General features: G+C 40.9%; 22 protein-coding genes. 21 read left to right on the top strand and 1 reads right to left on the bottom strand.

The window, feature by feature from the left end:
• Positions 1–4 precede the first annotated feature (4 nt).
• The 13 genes from EO118_RS01880 (at position 5) to atpC (ending at position 11,612) form a co-directional block, all read left to right on the top strand.
• Entirely contained in the window at positions 5–1,729 is a 1,725-nt protein-coding gene (locus tag EO118_RS01880) for a phosphoglucomutase (protein WP_127068366.1), read from the top strand.
• A 194-nt stretch (positions 1,730–1,923) separates the two neighbouring features.
• Positions 1,924–2,946: a glycosyltransferase family 4 protein gene (locus EO118_RS01875; protein ID WP_127068365.1), complete on the top strand. Its 1,023-nt coding sequence runs from the start codon at positions 1,924–1,926 to the stop codon at positions 2,944–2,946.
• 557 nt (positions 2,947–3,503) lie between these two features.
• Positions 3,504–4,649: a non-hydrolyzing UDP-N-acetylglucosamine 2-epimerase gene (gene wecB / locus EO118_RS01870; protein WP_127068364.1), complete on the top strand. Its 1,146-nt coding sequence runs from the start codon at positions 3,504–3,506 to the stop codon at positions 4,647–4,649.
• A 188-nt stretch (positions 4,650–4,837) separates the two neighbouring features.
• On the top strand, positions 4,838–5,041 hold the full coding sequence (locus tag EO118_RS01865) for an AtpZ/AtpI family protein (protein ID WP_164723840.1): 204 nt from the start codon (positions 4,838–4,840) through the stop codon (positions 5,039–5,041).
• Positions 5,042–5,050: 9 nt separating this feature from the next.
• On the top strand, positions 5,051–5,425 hold the full coding sequence (locus tag EO118_RS01860; protein WP_127068362.1) for an ATP synthase subunit I: 375 nt from the start codon (positions 5,051–5,053) through the stop codon (positions 5,423–5,425).
• A gap of 26 nt (positions 5,426–5,451) precedes the next feature.
• Positions 5,452–6,123 (top strand): F0F1 ATP synthase subunit A, encoded by a 672-nt coding sequence (gene atpB / locus EO118_RS01855; RefSeq protein WP_127068361.1) that lies wholly within the window; start codon positions 5,452–5,454, stop codon positions 6,121–6,123.
• Positions 6,124–6,143: 20 nt separating this feature from the next.
• A complete protein-coding gene (atpE, locus tag EO118_RS01850; protein WP_009353316.1) occupies positions 6,144–6,416 on the top strand; it encodes a F0F1 ATP synthase subunit C in 273 nt (90 codons plus the stop codon).
• A 29-nt stretch (positions 6,417–6,445) separates the two neighbouring features.
• Positions 6,446–6,940, top strand: coding sequence for a F0F1 ATP synthase subunit B (gene atpF, locus EO118_RS01845; RefSeq protein WP_127068360.1), 495 nt, complete (start codon positions 6,446–6,448; stop codon positions 6,938–6,940).
• Between the two features lie 4 nt (positions 6,941–6,944).
• A complete protein-coding gene (gene atpH / locus EO118_RS01840) occupies positions 6,945–7,511 on the top strand; it encodes an ATP synthase F1 subunit delta (protein WP_127068359.1) in 567 nt (188 codons plus the stop codon).
• Between the two features lie 2 nt (positions 7,512–7,513).
• Positions 7,514–9,049 carry a F0F1 ATP synthase subunit alpha gene (atpA, locus tag EO118_RS01835; protein ID WP_127068358.1) on the top strand — a complete coding sequence of 512 codons (1,536 nt, stop codon included), beginning with the start codon at positions 7,514–7,516 and terminating at the stop codon, positions 9,047–9,049.
• A 3-nt stretch (positions 9,050–9,052) separates the two neighbouring features.
• A complete protein-coding gene (gene atpG / locus EO118_RS01830) occupies positions 9,053–9,907 on the top strand; it encodes an ATP synthase F1 subunit gamma (protein WP_127068357.1) in 855 nt (284 codons plus the stop codon).
• Between the two features lie 22 nt (positions 9,908–9,929).
• Positions 9,930–11,351: a F0F1 ATP synthase subunit beta gene (atpD, locus tag EO118_RS01825; protein ID WP_127068356.1), complete on the top strand. Its 1,422-nt coding sequence runs from the start codon at positions 9,930–9,932 to the stop codon at positions 11,349–11,351.
• Between the two features lie 3 nt (positions 11,352–11,354).
• On the top strand, positions 11,355–11,612 hold the full coding sequence (gene atpC / locus EO118_RS01820) for an ATP synthase F1 subunit epsilon (RefSeq protein ID WP_127068355.1): 258 nt from the start codon (positions 11,355–11,357) through the stop codon (positions 11,610–11,612).
• Positions 11,613–11,821: 209 nt separating this feature from the next.
• On the opposite strand, the gene EO118_RS01815 is transcribed toward atpC, so the two are convergent.
• On the bottom strand, positions 11,822–12,988 hold the full coding sequence (locus EO118_RS01815; RefSeq protein ID WP_127068354.1) for a pyridoxal phosphate-dependent aminotransferase: 1,167 nt from the start codon (positions 12,986–12,988) through the stop codon (positions 11,822–11,824).
• A gap of 432 nt (positions 12,989–13,420) precedes the next feature.
• Here EO118_RS01815 and EO118_RS01810 point away from each other — a divergent pair, with 432 nt between their 5' ends.
• The 8 genes from EO118_RS01810 to clpX all read left to right on the top strand — a co-directional run bounded on the left by EO118_RS01810 (position 13,421) and on the right by clpX (position 20,565).
• On the top strand, positions 13,421–14,533 hold the full coding sequence (locus tag EO118_RS01810; protein ID WP_127068353.1) for a RuBisCO large subunit C-terminal-like domain-containing protein: 1,113 nt from the start codon (positions 13,421–13,423) through the stop codon (positions 14,531–14,533).
• A 7-nt stretch (positions 14,534–14,540) separates the two neighbouring features.
• Positions 14,541–15,353, top strand: coding sequence for an MBL fold metallo-hydrolase (locus EO118_RS01805; protein WP_127068352.1), 813 nt, complete (start codon positions 14,541–14,543; stop codon positions 15,351–15,353).
• A 47-nt stretch (positions 15,354–15,400) separates the two neighbouring features.
• Complete coding sequence (gene rlmH / locus EO118_RS01800) at positions 15,401–15,880, top strand: 23S rRNA (pseudouridine(1915)-N(3))-methyltransferase RlmH (protein WP_127068351.1); 480 nt, start codon at positions 15,401–15,403, stop codon at positions 15,878–15,880.
• Between the two features lie 13 nt (positions 15,881–15,893).
• The gene (locus EO118_RS01795; RefSeq protein WP_127068350.1) at positions 15,894–16,793 is read left to right on the top strand and encodes a hypothetical protein; all 900 of its coding nucleotides are present in this window, start codon (positions 15,894–15,896) and stop codon (positions 16,791–16,793) included.
• 12 nt (positions 16,794–16,805) lie between these two features.
• The gene (locus EO118_RS01790; protein WP_127068349.1) at positions 16,806–17,267 is read left to right on the top strand and encodes a CBS domain-containing protein; all 462 of its coding nucleotides are present in this window, start codon (positions 16,806–16,808) and stop codon (positions 17,265–17,267) included.
• Between the two features lie 99 nt (positions 17,268–17,366).
• On the top strand, positions 17,367–18,695 hold the full coding sequence (tig, locus tag EO118_RS01785; RefSeq protein ID WP_127068348.1) for a trigger factor: 1,329 nt from the start codon (positions 17,367–17,369) through the stop codon (positions 18,693–18,695).
• Between the two features lie 40 nt (positions 18,696–18,735).
• A complete protein-coding gene (gene clpP, locus EO118_RS01780) occupies positions 18,736–19,329 on the top strand; it encodes an ATP-dependent Clp endopeptidase proteolytic subunit ClpP (RefSeq protein ID WP_176782569.1) in 594 nt (197 codons plus the stop codon).
• A gap of 12 nt (positions 19,330–19,341) precedes the next feature.
• Positions 19,342–20,565, top strand: coding sequence for an ATP-dependent Clp protease ATP-binding subunit ClpX (clpX, locus tag EO118_RS01775; RefSeq protein ID WP_127068346.1), 1,224 nt, complete (start codon positions 19,342–19,344; stop codon positions 20,563–20,565).
• Positions 20,566–20,626 lie beyond the last annotated feature (61 nt).

Below are 20,626 nucleotides of genomic sequence, written 5' to 3'. Positions count from 1 at the left end.
TAATATGGTACATCCTTTGGCAGGTCTGCCTGTAAAAAAAGAAGATATTATTAATGTAGATACAATTGTGAAAGACTTTTTTCGCATTGTCCCTAATTATGGGACCTTAGAAGAGCGAGTAAGCTTTGGTACATCGGGACATCGCGGAATTGCCTCTAAAGGGACCTTTAATGAACTCCATGTGGCAGCCATTGTACAAGCGATTTGCGATGTGCGTCAAGAATTTGGGGCCACAGGACCTTGCTATATTGGACAAGATACACATGCCTTATCGCAGCCAGCCTTGCAAGTAGCTATTGAAGTCTTGCTGGGAAATCGCGTGAAAACACGGGTGGATGCACATCGTGAATTTGTGCCTACTCCAAGTGTATCTCGTGCTATTTTGCGGCATAATGCGGATACATCTGTAGACAATGTAGCAGATGGTATTATCATTACGCCATCCCATAATCCGCCAGAACATGGTGGTATTAAATACAATCCACCTCATGGTGGTCCTGCAGATACAGCAGTAACGAAGCGGATTGAAGCCTTAGCTAATGAATATTTACAAAAAGGGTTAGATAGCATTCAACGATTCTCCTTTCATCATTTAGTGGGTGCTCATGAAAGTGCTCATTGTGGTTGCTGTCATCATGAAGAAGAGCAACGAGTAGCTCCAGCTGCGATTTCTGTAGAGGAAGCGGGACAATACTTAGAACCGTATGATTTTAAAATGGCCTATGTGAAAGAATTACCTCAAATCATCAATATGAAAGCCATCCAAGAAGCTAATCCAAAGGTACTAATTAATGCCTTAGGGGGCAGCGGTGGTGCCTATTGGCATGCCATTGCTGAGGAGTATAATCTAGATTTTACCATTATTAATAGTGGCTATGATCCCACATTTAGCTTTATGTCCTATGACCATGATGGCGCTATTCGTATGGACTGTTCTTCCCCATATGCTATGGCAGAGGTGGCTAAGAACTTAGGTGACCATGTACTAGCCATCGGTAATGACCCAGACTATGATCGTCATGGCATTGTCACAGAAGAAGGTTTGTTAGCGCCCAATCAATATTTAGTAGTAGCTGCTAAATATTTGAATGAAACTCGTCCTTGGGAAGGGAAAGGTGTTGGTAAAACGGCGGTCGTTACGGGCTTGATGGATGCCTATTGCAAAGATTCTAATCATCCTGTGTATGAAGTGCCAGTCGGATTTAAATATTTCGCGCCTTTATTATTTGATGGACGCATTGGCCTAGGGGCAGAAGAAAGTGCAGGGGCTTCCTTCTTGCAACAAGATGGATCCGTATGGACTACTGATAAAGATGGCATAATTTTGGGCTTGCTAGCGGTGGAAATGGTAGCAACTACAGGAAAAACTCTAGCACAACACTATGTAGATATTACTTCACAATGGGGAACACCGGTGTTCCAACGTGTGGATATGCCTTGCACAGCGGAAATCAAAAGTGCTTTAAAAGGTATGAAACCAGGCGATGTGACTATGACGGAACTGGGAGGTAGTCCGATTTTGGACGTTCGCACCACCTCTTTGTTTGAAGATCAACCAATTGATGGCGTTAAAATTGTAACAGATACAGGTTGGTTTGTAGCACGTCCATCAGGTACAGAAAATTTATATAAAATGTATGCAGAGTCCTATCTAGGTGAGGAAGGATTGGCACATCTGATGGAAGACGGTAAACGTATCATTGAAGGATTAGTTACGAAATCTATGTAAATTGTAAAAGCTTTTCCAAGTGGATGAAGAACAAGGGATTCCATGAGCTTACTGTATCTATTCTTGTATGTGCTGTGTTTAACTGATATAATTAATAGACGTGGTCTATATATAATGAACTTTGTATGTTAATGACGGACCAGTAAACAAGTCACTTGTAATAATCATGAAATACCACGTATGGAGGTGTTGGAATGACAGTATATTTATGGGCCTTTGTCATTGCTCTTGTAGTAACATATATTTGCACGCCTTTGGTGAAACAATTTGCCGTTAAGGTAGGTGCTATTGATAAACCAGATGCACGCAAAGTGCATCAAGTGTCGATTCCACGATTAGGTGGATTGGCTATCTATATTGGCTATATGGTATCTTTGCTGTATAGCGTGAAAGATATATCCTCTGTAAAAGGATTGATTGTAGGCTCAATTATCTTAGTAGCAGTAGGTATTTGGGACGATATTAAGCAAATCGGTCCGAAAACGAAATTGATGGGACAAATTTTGGCAGCTCTTATGTTGCCACTCTTTGGCAATGCGGTGCATTTTATTAGCATTGGTGACCATCTATTGTATTTAGAATATTTTGCCATACCTTTGACGGTATTTTGGATTGTAGGATTTACGAATATTGTGAATCTTATTGATGGATTAGATGGATTGGCTGCAGGGATTTCTCTCATTGCGTGTATTACGATTTGTATTGTTACTTTGCAAATGGGACAAATTGAGTTGGCGTGCATTACCTTGGCATTAGCTGGGGCGGCTTGTGGGTTCTTGCGGTATAACTTTAATCCTGCCAAAATATTTATGGGTGACACAGGTAGTATGCTTTTGGGGTATACCATGGCGGCGATCTCTGTCATGGGCAGTGTAAAAACGGCAGCGACTGTGGCATTAGTGGTACCTGTTATTGTGTTAGGGTTACCAATTTTAGATACTTTATTTGCCATTGTACGTCGACGTATTAATGGACGCCCCGTATTCCAACCAGATAAAGGGCATTTGCATCATCGCCTATTGGCGATGGGGCTCACACAAAAACAAGCTGTGTTGTTGATGTATGCCATTACGGCACTCTTAGGTTGTGTGTCTATCGTAGCGGCAAAAGCAAACTTTGTCATAGGAGTCTTGCTAGTGCTTGTCATACTCTGTGCATGCGTGTGGACAGCAACGAAAATTGGGATTATATCCAAAGACAACGACGTTCGTAAATAGCTATGCAAAACGCCAGGAGCGCCTCAGAAGATTTTCTGAGGGGCATATGGCGTTTTTTGTTAACTTCAGGAATTAAGCCCGCGGCACATTCCTTCACAAACGGTATTTCATAATGTTTGTTCAGGAACATACCGCGGTCTTTTTGCATTTTCTTAATGTTAGTAATAAAATGCCATATGCCTTTGGCAAACTGCTTTTTGGCTCATGGCGTTTTGCTTCGTAGTTACTCACTCTGTAAGGGAGGGAGATGTCGCGGTCTTTTTGCATTTGCTTAATGCTAATAATAAACTGCCATATGCCTTTGGCAAACTGCTTCGTGGCTTCTGGCGTTTTGCTTCGTACTTGCTCACTCTGTAGGGGAGGGATGTCAGGGCGCTTTGCTTATGCCATTTTGGTTGGGTGTACTTCTTTATAGTTTCTACTAGTATGGAAGGCTTGTACATGATACAATAGAGATAATTGAAAAAGCTTAATAAAGTGATTTAGGAAAGTTTAGGAAAGCTTGTGTATGACAGCTTTCATGGTAAAGGAAGTAAACGAAATATGTGGGAGGTACTATGTTAAAAGTCATGACCATATTTGGGACACGTCCTGAAGCAATAAAGATGGCACCAGTTGTTAAGGCTTTGGAAGCAGCGCCTGATATGGAGTCTATCGTTACGGTAACGGCACAACATAGAGAGATGTTAGATCAGGTGTTGCATTTGTTTTCTATCACCCCTGATTATGATTTAAATATTATGAGCCAAGGGCAAACTTTGTATGATGTGACTTGTCGTGCTTTGATGGGATTGCAAGAAGTATTGAAAGAAGCGAAACCTGATGTGGTTCTTGTCCATGGCGATACGACGACAACATTTGTAGGTGCTCTAGCGGCATTTTATGAAGGGATTCCTGTTGGGCATGTGGAGGCAGGTCTTCGGACGGGGAATATTTACTCCCCATTTCCAGAGGAGATGAATCGTAAGTTGACGGGAGCTATTGGGACGTACCATTTTGCACCGACGACTACATCGGAAGCGAACTTATTGAAAGAAAATATAAATCCAGATCACTTGTATGTAACGGGAAATACGGTTATTGATGCGTTGCAAACTACAGTGAAGGAAGACTACACATTTACTGAGGAGTTACTGAACGAAATTGATTACGTGAACCAAAAGGTGATTTTGGTTACTACTCATCGTCGTGAAAATTTAGGGGATCCTATGCGCAATGTGTATGAGGCAATCCGTGATATTATTGGAGAACATGAAGATGTAGAAGTGATCTTCCCTATGCATCGAAATCCAAAGGTACGCAGTATTGTACAAGAGGTACTAGGTGATATGCCACGTGTACACCTTATTGAACCATTGGAATATGAACCATTTGCAAACTTAATGGCTCGTACCTACCTCATCATGACAGATTCTGGGGGGATTCAAGAGGAAGCACCGTCCTTGGGTAAACCTGTACTAGTTCTTCGGGATACCACAGAGCGTCCTGAAGCAGTTCAAGCTGGTACGGTAAGATTGGTGGGTACAGATACAGTAACTGTGTACGCCACAGCTAAGGAGTTAATTACAAATGCAGAAACCTACACGGCTATGTCAAATGCAGTGAATCCTTATGGAGATGGATTAGCATCAGAACGAATTGTACAAGCTTTGCGTCATGAGTTCTATGAAGGTCAAGAAAAACCATCGTCCTTTGGTAAGTAATGATAGAAGTATGCATTCTAGTTATAATTAAGTTGATAGCTACTTTCATTGACAGTGTAAGCGAGAAATGTACATGGTTTTGAATCAAATCGCATGAAAAGTTTTGATAGATATAAAATTTATATATTGTTAAAACGGTTCGTATCGGTGGTATAATCTACCATGTTAGAGGTATGGGGGGTGTATCTATGGGGAAAGAAAAATCAGAACTATGGATGGCTATCTCCAGAGCATCTACCACAGGGTTTACTATACTTTGTTCTATCGGTATCTGTATGGGGATTGGTTATGCTATTGATCACTATGTAGGAACGCACCCATGGGGTGTGCTTCTAGGTGGATTAATTGGCGGTTTTCTAGGCCTATATGGTGTCATACGTCAGTGTATGTAAGGAGATTATATGAAAGAATATATCACCTATATCAAAAGTCATTGCCGATGGATACTTTCAGTGGCTATACTAGGTGTAGTTGTGTTATGGTTCCTAGATTGGTCTAGTCATATTACTGGTTGGCTGTGGGGGATGATGACCTATGTTATCTATTTCCTGTATTTAGCATTACAAACCTATAAGATGAAAGATGCCACCTTAGAAGATGTAAAACGACGAGTTTGGATTGGTGTTATGAGTCGATTTAGCTTAATTGTATTGTTGGTGGGCATAAGCACGCAAATACCTTCGATTTCCATGAAAGGTGTTTTAGGTGGCATTTGTGTGTTTGTTCCCATGCAGTATATTGAGTATAGTATGTATGTACGCCGACGTATTAGGTAATCATCTATGTGAAAGGGGGTGGGAATATGGAGTTGCATGCAGGGCATCATCATGTTGTTCAATGGATGGGTATATCCTTTAATATGGATACGTTGTATATGACGTGGCTAGTGATGGCGATTATTATTGTGGTCACACTATTAGCGACACGGTCACGTGCCATGGTACCACAAGGGATTCAAAATGTGATGGAAAGCGTGTTAGAAGGATTGACTGGTCAGTTTAAAACAAACTTAGGCAATCAATGGAAGTTTTTAAGCTCCATACTATTTACGTATTTTCTATTTATTTTGGTAAGTAATGAGTTAGGGTTGATTCCGAGTCCGCATATCTTGGCATCGCCAACAAATGATATTAACACGACTTTGGGACTAGCCATTTCAAGCTCAATTCTTGTATGGATTGTGGGTTTGAAAGTAAAAGGAATTGGCTATTTTAAACACTTTGTACAGCCATTTAAATTATTTATCATCATTAACTTGATGGAAGAAATAGCGAAACCTGTCACATTAGCCTTCCGTTTGTTTGGTAACATACTAGCGGGGGAAATTCTTTTAGAATTATTATATGCCTTGGTACCCTATGTACTTCCTATCGTATGGTTAGCTTTTAGTCTAGCAATCGGTATTATTCAAGCGTTTATTTTTGCCATGCTCGTTACATCCTATTTGGGGATGACAATTGGAGATGGACATTAATAGTTTAGGAGGAAATCATAATGGAATTATTATTAGCAAAAGCGTATGTATTGGTTGGTTCTGCCATTGGCGCTGGTTTAGCAATTGGTTTAGCTGCGATTGGCGCAGGTATTGGTGACGGTCTTGTATCTGGTAAAGCTTTAGAAGGAATGACTCGTCAACCAGAACAATCTGGTAAATTGTTCACAAATATGTTAATTTCTGTAGGCTTGATCGAAGCGGTGCCTATTATCGCAGCAGTTATCGCGATTGTATTAGTGTTCGCAAACCCATTGGTAGACTTACTTAAATAATAGACATTAGCTAAGAGGAGGTATGACCGTTGGTAGATTTAAACGGCACACTCGTACTTCAGATTTTAAACTTTATCGTGCTAGTGTTGATTTTAGCGAAGTATGCGTATAAACCGTTATTGCAAACTATGGAAGAACGGAAACGTCGCATTGAGAATGATCTTACCAGTGCAGAACAAGCTAGAGAAAAAGCGGCTGCGTTGAAAGCTGAATATACAGCGCAATTGCAAGAAGCTCGTAAAGAAGCACAAGGCATTATCGAGTCCGCAAAACAACAAGCAGAAGCTGAATCACAAGCACAAATCAAAGAGTTACGAGCTCAACTAGTGAAAGAAAAAGAAATTGCCCGTCAAGAAATTGAACGGGAACGGGAAAAAGCAATGCAACAAATTCGTGCAGAAGTAGTGAATTTGTCTGTACAGGTAGCTGGCAAATTAATTGGAAAAGATTTTTCCAGTGCTGATAATGTAGCTCTTGTAGAGGATACCATTGCAAAACTTGATAGTACAACTATAAGGTCGTGATACGATGAGTGTAGAAAGAATTGCAGAAGCATATAGCTCCGCTATATTTGAATTAGGACAGGAATCAGGTTTGTTACCGCAATTTGATACAGATCTTTCCTATGTGCAAGATTTATTTTCCACCCATGAGGAATTACGCCAAATTTTAATCAATCCTATGTTAGAAGTAGCTGGAAAAAAGAAGATTTTAGGACAAATTTTTGGTGGCGAAGTGCACCCATTGATTATGAATTTTCTCTATGTTATGGTGGACCGCCGTCGTAGTCCATACATCATGGAAACAGCTCGTGCTTACGTAAAACGATCCCGTGAAAGCCGTGGTATTTTGGAAGCGAAAGTGACGGTTATTGAACCACTTTCAGAAACAATGCGTGAAAAAGTATTGAAAAAACTGCAGGATATCACTGGCAAAGAATGTGTCATCGAAGAACATGTGGATTCATCCATCTTAGGTGGTATGGTCATTCAAGTGGGAGACACTCGGATTGATGGAAGTATGGCTAGACGATTGGAAGAATTGAAAAAATCATTGCTTAATGCAAGTACCAATAAGATTGGGGTGAATGGTTAATTATGAAAATGACGCCTGAAGAAATTACTGCCATTATTAAACAGCAGATTCAGGACTATAATGTTGAATTAAACGTAGATGACGTAGGAACTGTTCTGGAAGTTGGGGATGGTATTGCTCATATCTACGGTCTTGAAAAAGCCATGGCTGGCGAATTGTTAGAGTTACCTCATGGCGTATATGGCATGGTACTCAACTTAGAACAAGATAATGTAGGCGCCGTTCTCCTAGGTAATGACTTCTTGATTAAAGAAGGTGATGAAGTGCGCCGTACAGGCCGCATCATGCAAGTACCTGTAGGAGATGGCTTAATTGGTCGTGTTGTGAATGCTCTTGGTCAACCTATCGATGGTAAAGGCGAAATCGTGGCAGAAACACATCGTCCTGTAGAATATCCAGCACCTGGTATTGCAGATCGTAAATCTGTATTTGAGCCAATGCAAACTGGTTTGAAAGCCATTGATGCGATGGTACCAATCGGCCGTGGTCAACGGGAGTTGATCATCGGTGACCGTGGTACCGGTAAAACAGCCATTGCTATTGATACAATCTTGAACCAAAAAGGACAAGATGTGATTTGTATCTATGTAGCAATCGGTCAAAAAGAATCTACTGTAGCTCGTGTGGTTCAAAAATTAGAGGAAGCAGGAGCTATGGAATATACTATCGTCGTATCTGCAGGGGCATCTGAAGGAGCTCCTATGCAGTACTTAGCACCATATTCTGGAGTAGCTATGGGCGAACATTTCATGTACCAAGGTAAACATGTACTTTGCGTATATGATGATTTAACAAAACAAGCTGCTGCATACCGTGCGATGAGTTTGTTATTACGTCGTCCTCCAGGACGTGAAGCGTACCCTGGTGACGTGTTCTACTTACACTCTCGTTTATTGGAACGTTCTGCTAAAGTATCTGATGAATTAGGTGGCGGTTCTATTACGGCTTTACCAATTATCGAAACACAAGCAGGTGACGTATCTGCCTACATCCCAACGAACGTAATCTCTATTACAGATGGACAAATTTTCTTGGGTACAGATATGTTCTACTCTGGCGTTCGTCCAGCAGTTGACGTAGGTTTATCCGTATCTCGTGTAGGTGGTAGTGCGCAAATTAAAGCTATGAAACAAGTAGCTGGTAAATTGCGTTTGGAATTGGCACAGTATCGTGAATTAGCGGCCTTTGCTCAGTTCGGTTCCGATTTGGATGCGTCCACAAAAGCACAATTGGATCGTGGGGAACGCTTAACAGAAATGTTGAAACAACCACAATATTCTCCGTTAAAAGTAGAAGAACAAGTGGTATGTTTATATGCGGGCATCAATGGCTATTTCAAACGATTAGCCGTTCATGATGTACCAGCTTTCCAAGATGCGTTATTACAATATGTACATGGAAATTATGCCAATATATTAGCATCAATTAGAGATACTAAGAAATTAGAAGAAGATACAGAAAAAACATTGCAAGCAGCGATTTTAGAATGTATTGATGTCTTTGGTGCTACTCACGAATTATTACCAGAGGAGGCGTAATCTATGAGTAGTGCACAAGACTTACGCAAGCGTATAAAAAGTGTCACTAATACGCAGCAAATTACAAAAGCTATGAAAATGGTAGCATCTGCTCGTCTACGTCGTGCACAACAAAAAGCGAAAGGTACTGAACCTTATACAGAACGTCTCCGCCACATGCTGCATCAAAGCATGTCCTCTCTAGATGGGGGGGCAGATTTACCACTACTTACAGTTCGTCCTGTGAAGAAGGTAGCCTATGTGGTGGTAGGTGCTGATAAAGGTTTGGCCGGTGCCTATACTAGTAATATCATTAAATACGTGCAAGCTTTATTGCAAGATAAGCCAGCTGAGGACTATGGTCTATTCACAGTGGGTCGTAAGCCAACGGAATATTTCACAAATCATGGTTATTCTGTAGTATCTGATTTGCAAGGATTTTCTGATAAACCAGGCTTTCATCATGCCCAAGACATTGTAGAACAAGTAAAAACAATGTTTTTATCCGGTGAGGTAGATGAAGTGGTATTGGTATACACCAAGTTTGTGAACTCCTTGTTGCAAGAAGTGACTCATGAGCGCTTATTACCTCTTTCATTAGAAACGGATACGGAAGCAACTGGTGAAAGTTTATTCTATCCAGATCAAAGCTCTGTATTGGAACAATTGTTGCCAGCCTATGTGGAAAGCACTGTATATAATGCATTACTACATGGGGCGGCTAGTGAATTAGGTGCTCGTATGACGGCCATGACATCCGCTACAGATAATGCAGGCGAATTGATTGGTACCTTGCACTTAGAATACAATAAGTTGCGCCAAGCAGGTATTACTAACGAAATTTCTGAAATCGTAGGCGGTGCAAACGCATTGCAATAATAGATAAAGGAGTATCTCGTATATGAGTACAAATATAGGTAAAGTAGTTCAGGTTATTGGACCTGTGGTAGACGTAGTCTTCCCAAAAGGTGAATTGCCTGCTATTTACAATGCAATTACTATTACAAAAGGCGGCGAACAAGAAACATCTAAGATTGTTGTAGAAGTTATGCAACATTTAGGTGATGACACAGTTCGTTGTGTAGCCATGAGCTCCACTGATGGATTGACTCGTGGCATGGAAGCAGTGGACACAGGTGCCGCTATTTCCGTTCCTGTTGGTGATGGTGTACTAGGTCGTATTTTCAACGTATTAGGCGAAACAGTAGACCACGACCCAGCAGAAGTGAAAGTGAATGAACATTGGCCAATTCACCGGGCCGCTCCAAAGTTTGATGAATTAGCACCAGAAACTAATATTTTAGAAACTGGTATTAAAGTCGTAGACTTAATTGCCCCATATGTAAAAGGTGGTAAAATCGGTCTATTTGGTGGTGCTGGTGTAGGTAAAACAGTTCTTATCATGGAATTAATTCATAACATCGCTACAGAACACGGTGGTTACTCCGTATTCGCAGGGGTTGGTGAACGGACTCGTGAAGGGAATGACCTTTGGAACGAAATGAAAGAGTCTGGCGTATTGTCTAAAACAGCTCTTGTATATGGACAAATGAATGAGCCTCCTGGAGCTCGTATGCGCGTAGCCTTAACAGGTTTGACAATGGCAGAATATTTTCGTGATGTACAACAACAAGACGTGTTGTTATTCGTAGATAATATTTTCCGTTTCATTCAAGCTGGTTCTGAAGTGTCTGCCTTGCTAGGTCGTATGCCATCTGCCGTTGGTTACCAACCAACCTTGGCGAATGACGTAGGGGCTCTACAAGAACGTATTACATCTACAAAAGAAGGTTCTATTACTTCTGTACAAGCCGTATACGTACCAGCCGATGACTTAACTGACCCAGCGCCAGCAGCCACATTTGCTCACTTGGATGCTACCACAGTATTGTCTCGTTCCATTGCAGAACTTGGTATTTACCCAGCCGTGGATCCATTGGATTCCACTAGCCGTATCTTGGATCCACTAGTATTAGGGGAAGAACATTACTCTGTAGCTCGTGGTGTACAAGAAGTGCTTCAAAAATACAAAGATTTACAAGATATCATTGCCATCTTAGGTATGGAAGAATTGTCTGAAGCGGATAAATTGACAGTAGCTCGTGCTCGTAAAATTCAACGTTTCTTAAGTCAACCATTCTTCGTAGCCGAAGTATTTACAGGCAGTCCTGGTAAATATGTGCCATTGAAAGAAACATTGCGTGGTTTCCGTGAAATTCTAGAAGGTAAACATGATGATTTACCTGAAAGTGCGTTCTACATGGTGGGAACGATCGATGAAGCTGTTGCCAAAGGAAGGGACATGTTAGGGAAAGGAGAATAATCTATGAGTACCATGCATGTAACAATTATTACTCCTGATGAAACAGTGTTTTCTGGAGAAGTAACGATGGTGGTAGGAAAAGCTCTCGATGGAGAGTTTGGTATCCAACCATATCATATGCCTTTAGTGAGCGCTTTGGCACCAGGGGCTATCCGCATTGACCATGAGGGCAAGCGTGAAGAGTTTATCCTTCCAGGGGGATTCCTAGAAGTGGAAAATAACTCTGTGTATATCACTACAGCTTCTTGTGAACGTGCATAATTACATATCGATGAGATAGAAAAAGGGTTGTACCAACTGCATTTAGCAGTATGGTACAACCCTTTTGTGGATATATAGTTATTTAGAGGCTATTATACATAACGTATGTAGTAACTTAGTGTCCTATGAATAATATAATAAGCAGATAAGAGTTAATATATAATAGAGGAACGTTGCTATGATGATTCGTTCCTCTATGTTTGTCTATACTAGTTTTGTAATGAGTCTAAGAATAGTTTGATACGGCGCAAGGCCTCTTGGATGGTTTCCTTAGAGGACGCATAGGAGCAACGAATACGGTTAGCGCCGCAAGTGCCGAAAGCAGATCCTGGTACAACCGCAACGTGTTGTTGTTCTAGCAATTGTTCGCAGAAACTTTCGTCGGATAAACCGGTTTGGGAAATATCTGGGAACACGTAGAAAGCTCCTTCTGGAACGGCGATAGGTAAGCCCATGTCTTGGAAGCCTTTCACAATCATGTCGCGGCGTTCCAAGTAATCTTGGCGCATAGCTATTACGGAGTCATCGCATTCGTTAAGGGCAACAATGGCAGCGTGTTGCACTGGTGTCGCTGGGGCGACGATGCTGTATTGGTGCAACTTAATGCAGGCCGTGATGAATGGTGCTGGAGCACAGAGGAAACCAATGCGAAGACCGGTCATAGCATAGGATTTGGAGAAACCGTTTAAGATGATGGTCCGCTCTTTCATGCCCGGTAAGGACGCCATAGATACATGGTCCTTGTGGTAGGTAAGCTCCGAGTAAATTTCGTCAGAGATGATAATCAGATCATGGGCTTTAGCGAACTCTGCAATAGGTAATAGATCTTCATAGTCCATGATGGCTCCCGTAGGATTGCTTGGGTAGCACATTAAAATGGCTTTCGTTTTTTCTGTGACGAGTTTTTCTAACTCTTCCACACGAAGTTTGAAACCATCTTCTAAATGTGTCGGCACAGGTACAGCCTTGCCACCGCACATATGAACTTCTGCTTGGTGAGCTACGTAGGATGGATTTGGAATTAATACCTCGTCTCCTTCGTTTAATAAAGCTCGCAACGACAAGTCGATAGCTTCGCTAGCACCGATGGTGAGCATCATTTCATCCGTTCCATATAATACATGGTAACGGCGGTTGTACCAATTGCTGATAGCCTCACGCAAGGGCAAGATGCCTGCATTCGGGGAATAGTTTGTTTCCCCTCGTTCTACGCTAGCCACAAGTGCATCTAGCACAGGTTGGGGAGGAATGTAATCGGGTTCTCCTACGCAAAGAGAAATAACATCATCCATAGCCATTGCTTTTTCCCAAAATTTACGAATCCCAGAAGGGGGTAAAGTTTGTGTCATAGTTGAAAGATAATTGTTCCAGTTCATAAGTTGTCCTTTCTGATACATGATGCATGTATCTCTATGTCAAATGTCATGGGTGTTGTATTACCTGATATGGACTCTAACTCATAAGAGGTCCTGCGAAGATCGCAAGCTATAAAATAAGTTTATATAGAATTAACTACTTATAAGAATGCATACAGAGGATAACAACACCTTTTATAATGATAGAGTTAACAATAGTAACAGTGTACCACATTCTTAGAAAAGAACCTAGTCGATTAGAGGTTCTTTTTTATTGCATATAGTGTATAATTGTAGGTATGACATAGCATTTCATCAGAACTTATGTCATACTATAAAGATAGAGACATATTCTCTAAGCATTGTTACAACCTAAGAGGTTGTAACTGACTTTCACATAAAAACTCACAAGATAGAATAGATACAGTTGTAATGATGGGAAAGGAGTTATCGATGGAAACATTTTCCGTTACCTATGCATTGCATGTTCCCACCTATGAAGAGGCGAAGCAAGTGGCTTGGTCCATACAGGTGGAGCAAACTATTGAATTTCCTTACGAATTATTAGGCGAAAGCGATCCACGCCGTCATATGGTGGGACAATTGCTTTCGTTAGAAGAAAAAGAAGATTGTTTTTGGGCAAAGATTGCCTACCCGGTGGAGACATCAGGTCTGGAAGTGACACAGTTTTTAAATGTAGTCTTTGGCAACTCTTCCTTGCAACCACATATTTGGATAGTAGATATTGAGTTTAGCCCTAGTTTGTTAGACGTGTTTAAAGGTCCTAAGTTTGGATTAGCTGGCATTCGAGAATTATGCCAGACCCCAACTCGGCCTATGATTCAAGCTGTGATTAAACCCATGGGCACGCCCAATGAAGAATTGGCTCGCATGTGCCATGCTTACACCATGGGCGGTGCGGATGTGATCAAGGATGACCATGGATTGACGAATCAATCCTTTTCGCCTTTCAAAGATCGTGTGTCACGATGTGCTCATGCGGTGCAAGAGGCGAATGCTAAAAGTGGTCATCATACCCTCTATGCAGCGAATGTATCTGGGGATGGCACAGATGTATTAGAACGGGCCCATTATGTAAAAGAAGTGGGTGCTACGGCTCTCATGGTGGCTCCGTCCTTAATCGGATTTGGTTGGCTCCATCGGTTGGCTACGGATGATTCACTGAACCTGCCATTAATTGTACATCCTGCTATGATGGGTGGATTCACATTACCAGGTACATCGGGCATTGCAGCTACCATTTGGATGGGCTTATTACCACGTATCTTCGGCGGTGATATGAATATTTTCGTATCCTACGGTGGGCGATTTACATTCAAACCGGAATTATGCCGTCAAATTTGTGATGCCAATCGAAAATCATTGGCAACTATCAAAGCATCTTGCCCAGCTCCAGGTGGGGGTGTAACTGAGGCTCGATTACCAGAATTGGTGAGCATTTACGGTACAGATACGATGTTCCTTGTAGGGGGCGATATGTTCCGACGAGGACCCGATTTAACAGACAATATGAAAGCTTTCATAGATGTATTAGAAAGAAGCTAGGAGACATATGACATTGGAAGAAAAAGAATTACAAGTTCATGTCGTAGCTAGCGGTAGTAAAGGGAATTGCACCATTATTCGCAGTTCTCGCAGTGCAGTGATTATTGATGCAGGCATTAGTTGCCGACGTATTACGAATGCCTTACAAGATTTAGAGATACCAAAGCATATAGTCGAAGGGATTGTCATTACCCATGAACATTCTGATCATATTGCAGGGGTGCCTCAAATGATTAAACAAATGGGCTTACCCATTATCACAAGACCTAATACAGCACGGCGCCTTATGGATAAATTTAGCGTATCTGCGGAGTGCTTTCAAACGTTAGGGACGAAAGAAGTGACCATAGGGGATATGGTATTACAACCATTTTCTACTAGCCATGATGCGGTGGACCCGATAGGAGTCACTTGTTATAAAGGGCACACAAAAGCAGCTTTGCTAACAGATACAGGTATGGTATCAAAGGAAATGTTAGCGCATCTGCATGATACAGATTTGTTGGTCTTGGAAGCGAACTATGATGAACAGATGTTGCTCTATGGACCGTACTCACCAGATTTAAAGCGTCGTGTAAAAGGTCAATCAGGACATTTGTGTAATGTAACAGCCATGAAAGTGTTATCAGCCCTAAGACGACCTAAGGGGATGGAAGTGGTCTTTGCTCATCGTTCCGAGCAAAATAATTCGCTCCATTTAGTAGAGCAGCTATCAGATCGCTTGTTAGCTTGGTGCCATACACAAGGTCAAGAAGGGTTTACGGCGTATCATGGAGATCCCAAAAAGTATACTTCCATTGGTGTATCTCGTGATATATAAAGAGTCTTAGATTGGCATGTATTGAAGGTTTTAGGAGATAGGAATCTATGAAATTTTCTATCTATTGTATAGGAAAGTTAAAAGAACCTTATTTACGAGAAGGGGTGGCAGAATTTGTTAAGCGAGTGCAACCGTATGGGGGCATCACTATTACAGAGCTACCAGAAAGTAAATTAGGAGATAAGCCAAGTCCATCAGATAAGCAAAAAGCCCTCTATGATGAAGGGCAGCGATTGCTCAAATATTGTACACCACAATCCTTTGTGGTATTGCTAGATGTATATGGAAAACAAATGAGTTCTGAAGACTTGGCAAAACGAATTAGTGAATTAGAAGTGCAAGGCCATAGCGAGATGGTATTCTGTATTGGTGGCGCCTTTGGGGTGGCAGAAGAATTACGACAACGGGCACAGTGGAAATTATCCATTAGCCCTATGACTTTCACCCATCAGATGGTGCGACTTGTACTGGTGGAACAATTATATAGAGCTTGTAAAATTAATCGGAATGAACCTTATCATTGGTAGGAAGGAGATATGCATGGCAAGTGCAATTGAAAAAGGAATTACTTATGTGTCGGCAGATATGCAGGAATTGTCCATAGAAGATCCGGAATTTGTGAGGCACTATACTACGGAATTAACAGAAGGAAAAGAAGATATTCTTGCGATTCAAAATGAAATACAGGGATTGGTACAAGGATATGAGGCACTCTTTGTCGAATTAGAAGAGAAGGGGCAATTAGAGTCCTTAGAAGAACGTCGTCATATGGTGTCAGATAGTATAGGAGAATATACGAATGTGACAGATACAGTATGTACTGTATTAGATACCTACATAGATATGGCAAATATGATTCAACAAATGGAGACATCTGGCGGTAATCCAGTGTATTTATTGCATCGTAAACAAGAATTGCTAGAACAGAATGTAGAACTAAATAAGATTTTTGATCGTCTAGATTATTATATTTCTACCGTGGTTGAGATACTTTCGAAAGAAACAGAATTTGTGAAATCAGGGGTAGCCGGTGACGCAAGCGCTTCGGAAGAAGATGTGGTGCATATGTTACTTTTACATCAAACAGCACTGAGTTCTTGCGTAGAAATTAATAAGTCTTTGGTAGAACGGTTGCAATTAATGGTGCCTCGTCTAGAAGGATTGCGAGAAGATGTGATGAAAGTACAGGTCCATTCTGTAGCTAGCGATGTAGAAGAACGTAGAAAACGATTACAAGAATTGCGCCAACAAGCAAAAGTCGAAGATGTGACAGATTATGAAGATTTAGAAGGTCAATATCGTCATGCTTATGATGAAGAAGGAAATCACATTGGTACTCATGAAGGGGGCGATGGTGGTAACCGTAAAAGCTTAACTGCCATTTTGGTTGTGACAGCGATAGTCATTGCTATCTTTGCTGCCTATGTATATATGAAATAGGAGGAACTCACTATGACATTACAAGAAATTATGAACAAATACCCAATTACTGTTGGTAAAGATGAACAGATTACGAATGTAGCTAAATTGATGGTGAAACACAATTTAACAGCTATTGCTGTAGTAGATGAAGATAACAAGTTGATTGGCATTGTATCAGAAGGGGATTTGTTGTATAAAAAAGTTCGTCCTCATGCGCCACATTACATCAATATTTTAGGTGCTAACATTTACTATGGTGGTATCGGTGAATACGATGGACAATTCAAAAAATTGATGGCTACTCATGTAGAAGAAATCATGACTACAGAAGTGATTACGGCCTATGCAGATGCCGAGGTAGAAGTAACTGTAGGGGCTATGGTAGAAAAACATTTGAAAAACTTACCAGTTGTTGATGATGCGTATCATTTGATTGGTATGGTAAGCCGTCATGATATCATGAAACTTATCGCTGAAGAACAAGGTAAATAGGGAAATAATTGCACGATTGACGACTTTATGATAATATTAAAAATGCAATATTAAAACTTATAATTTGGGTGCATTATACCCTAAGGAGGAAATACTTTCATGAAAGCAACTGTAACTGCTGTTGATCAGCACAAGGTATCTATTACAATCGAAATTCCAGCGGAAGATGTGAAAAAAGGCTTTGCGCAAGCTGTAAAACGCATCGCTGGCCAAGTTAACATTCCAGGCTTCCGTAAAGGTAAAGCACCTCGTAAAGTTTTGGAAATGAACTATGGTAAAGAAGCTATCGCTGAAGAAGCGTTTGAATTATTAGCAGGTCGTGCTTACACAGAAGCACTTCGTGAAAACGAAATCGTTCCTGTTAGCAACCCAGAAATTGAACGTGAACAATTTGAAGAAGGTAAAGATTTAATCTTCAAAGCAACAGTAGTAAAACAACCAGAAGTAACTTTGGGTGACTACAAAGGCTTAGAAGTTGAAAAACAAGATGCTACTATCACTGATGAGCAAGTAGAAGAACAATTAAACAATATCCGTAGCCAACAAGCTAAAATGGTAGCAGCTCCAGAAGATGCAACTGTACAAAACGATGACTTTGCCACAATTGATTTCAAAGGCTTCATCGATGGCGAAGCATTTGATGGTGGTGAAGGCAAATCCTATCCATTGCAAATCGGTTCCGGTAGCTTCATCCCTGGCTTTGAAGACCAATTAATTGGTCACAAAGCTGGTGAAGATGTAACTGTTACTGTATCTTTCCCAGAAGATTACTTCGTAGCAGAATTAGCTGGTAAAGAAGCAAAATTTGAATGCCATATCCATGATATTAAACGTAAAGAATTACCAGAAATCACTGATGAATTCGTACGTTCCGTATCTGTTGGTCAAGGTAAAACTGAACCATCTTACAATACAGCAGAAGAATTTGTAGCAGATCTTCGCAAACGTATGGAAGATGATGCAGCACGTCGTGCTATCGATGCATACAATGCAGGTTTAGTGGAATTAGCTGTTAAAAATGCAACAGTAGATATCCCTGAAGTCATGATCGAAGACCGCGCTGAACAAATGGTTCAAGAATTAGCAATGAACCTTGAAGGTCGTGGCTTGAAATTAGAAGACTACTTGAAATTTTCCAACAAAACTATTGAAGAATTACGTGAAGAAAATAAAGCAGCAGCCGCTGAAAACGTTCGCGCTGACTTAGTATTAGATGAAATTGCAAAAGCAGAAAACGTTCAAGTTACTCCTGAAGACATGAACTATGAAATCTTTGCTATGTCCCAACAATTCGGTGCTGACCCTAAAGAAGTATACGATATCATTGTAAAAGAAGGTCGTGTATCTATGTTAGCAAGTTCCGTAGCACGCAAAAAAGCAGCTCGTTTCATTATTGAGAATGCTAAAGGTGCTGAAAAAGCTGAATAATTGCTAATGCAGGTACATGTATAAGAGGTGTTAGATGTCTATGTATGTGCCAATCGTGGTAGAGCAAACTGGTCGTGGTGAGCGCTCCTACGATATTTATTCTCGTCTATTAAAAGATCGAATCATTCTATTGAGCGGTCCTATTGATGATACAGTTGCCAACAGTATCGTAGCTCAATTGCTATTCTTAGAATCGGAAGATCCAGATAAAGATATTCACTTGTACATTAATAGCCCAGGTGGTGTGGTAACGGCTGGTATGGCGATTTATGATACTATGCAGTACATTAAACCTGATGTGTCTACAATTTGCGTAGGCTCAGCGGCTAGTATGGGTTCCTTGTTGCTTACAGCGGGAGCCCCTGGCAAACGCTATGCGTTGCCACACTCTCGCATTATGATTCACCAACCATTGGGTGGTGTTCAAGGGCAAGCGTCTGAAATTGAAATTCACGCTCGTGAAATATTGCGGTTACGAGAAGAATTGAATGGCGTGTTAGCACATCATACAGGTCAACCAATAGAAGTGATTGCACAAGATACAGATCGTGATAATTTCATGTCTGCAGAAGATGCAAAAGCATATGGTTTGATTGATGAAGTATTGACTCGTCCATCCTCAACAGAAAAATAAGGAGACAGGGGTTTGAATAAAGACGATAAAGAAAGACGTTGTAATTTTTGCGGTAGAGCAGAAACAGAAGTCGAACGATTGATAGCAGGTCCTAATGTGTTCATTTGCAATGAATGTATTGATGTATGCCAGCATATTATTGATGAAGACAAAATTGAAGAACTACCGGAAGCGTTTGATTTAAACGATATCCCGACTCCAAAAGAAATTAAAGCTCATCTTGATCAATACGTGATTGGTCAAGATGATGCTAAAATTTCCTTGTCTGTAGCCGTATATAATCATTACAAACGTTTGCAACATGATAATGTCATCGATGATGTAGAACTGCAAAAATCCAATGTATTATTCATTGGTCCTACAGGTAGTGGCAAGACATTATTGGCTCAAACATTAGCAAAAATGTTACAAGTACCATTTGCCATGGCAGATGCTACTAGTTTGACAGAGGCAGGCTATGTAGGGGAAGATGTAGAAAACATTCTCCTCAAATTGATTCAAGCCGCCGACCATGATATAGAGCTAGCTGAACGAGGTATCATCTACATTGATGAAATCGATAAAATTGCTCGTAAATCAGAAAATCCGTCCATTACTCGCGATGTATCTGGCGAGGGTGTACAACAAGCATTACTGAAGATCCTAGAAGGAACAGTAGCCTCTGTACCACCACAAGGAGGGCGGAAGCATCCTAATCAAGAGATGTTACATTTAGATACAACAAATATCTTGTTTATTTGCGGTGGTGCTTTTGATGGTATGGACAAAGTAATCACGAAGCGAACTGCGAAGAAAACATTAGGTTTTGGTGCAGATATTCAAAAGAAAGAGGAAAAAGATGTAGCCTCTATTTTGAAAGAAGTTGTGCCAGAAGACTTACAAAAATTCGGGTTAATACCTGAATTTATCGGACGATTGCCAGTGATGGTTACGCTCAGCCCACTTGATGAAGAGGCATTGATCAAAATTTTAACAGAGCCTAAAAATGCATTGACTAAGCAATATGAAAAAATGCTGTCTTTAGATGATGTGAAATTAGTCTTTGAATCAGATGCACTCCGTGAGATTGCGAAAGAAGCCTTGGAACGCAATACGGGAGCACGCGGATTACGGGCCATTATCGAAAAAGTTATGAAACGTGTGATGTATGAAGTACCATCTATGAAAGATGTAAAAGAATGCATTGTAACAGACAAAGCGGTTCGTGGCGAAGAAGAGCCAATACTCAATAAATGAGTCCACGCTGAAGCAATCAGATAGTAAAGGCAAAGAAACTCATTTCAAAGGCGGAATGGGT

It is taken from the genome of Veillonella sp. 3891, from assembly GCF_003992315.1.
In the GTDB taxonomy this organism is placed as follows: domain Bacteria; phylum Bacillota; class Negativicutes; order Veillonellales; family Veillonellaceae; genus F0422.
This window is presented reverse-complemented; position numbering and strand designations above follow the sequence as displayed.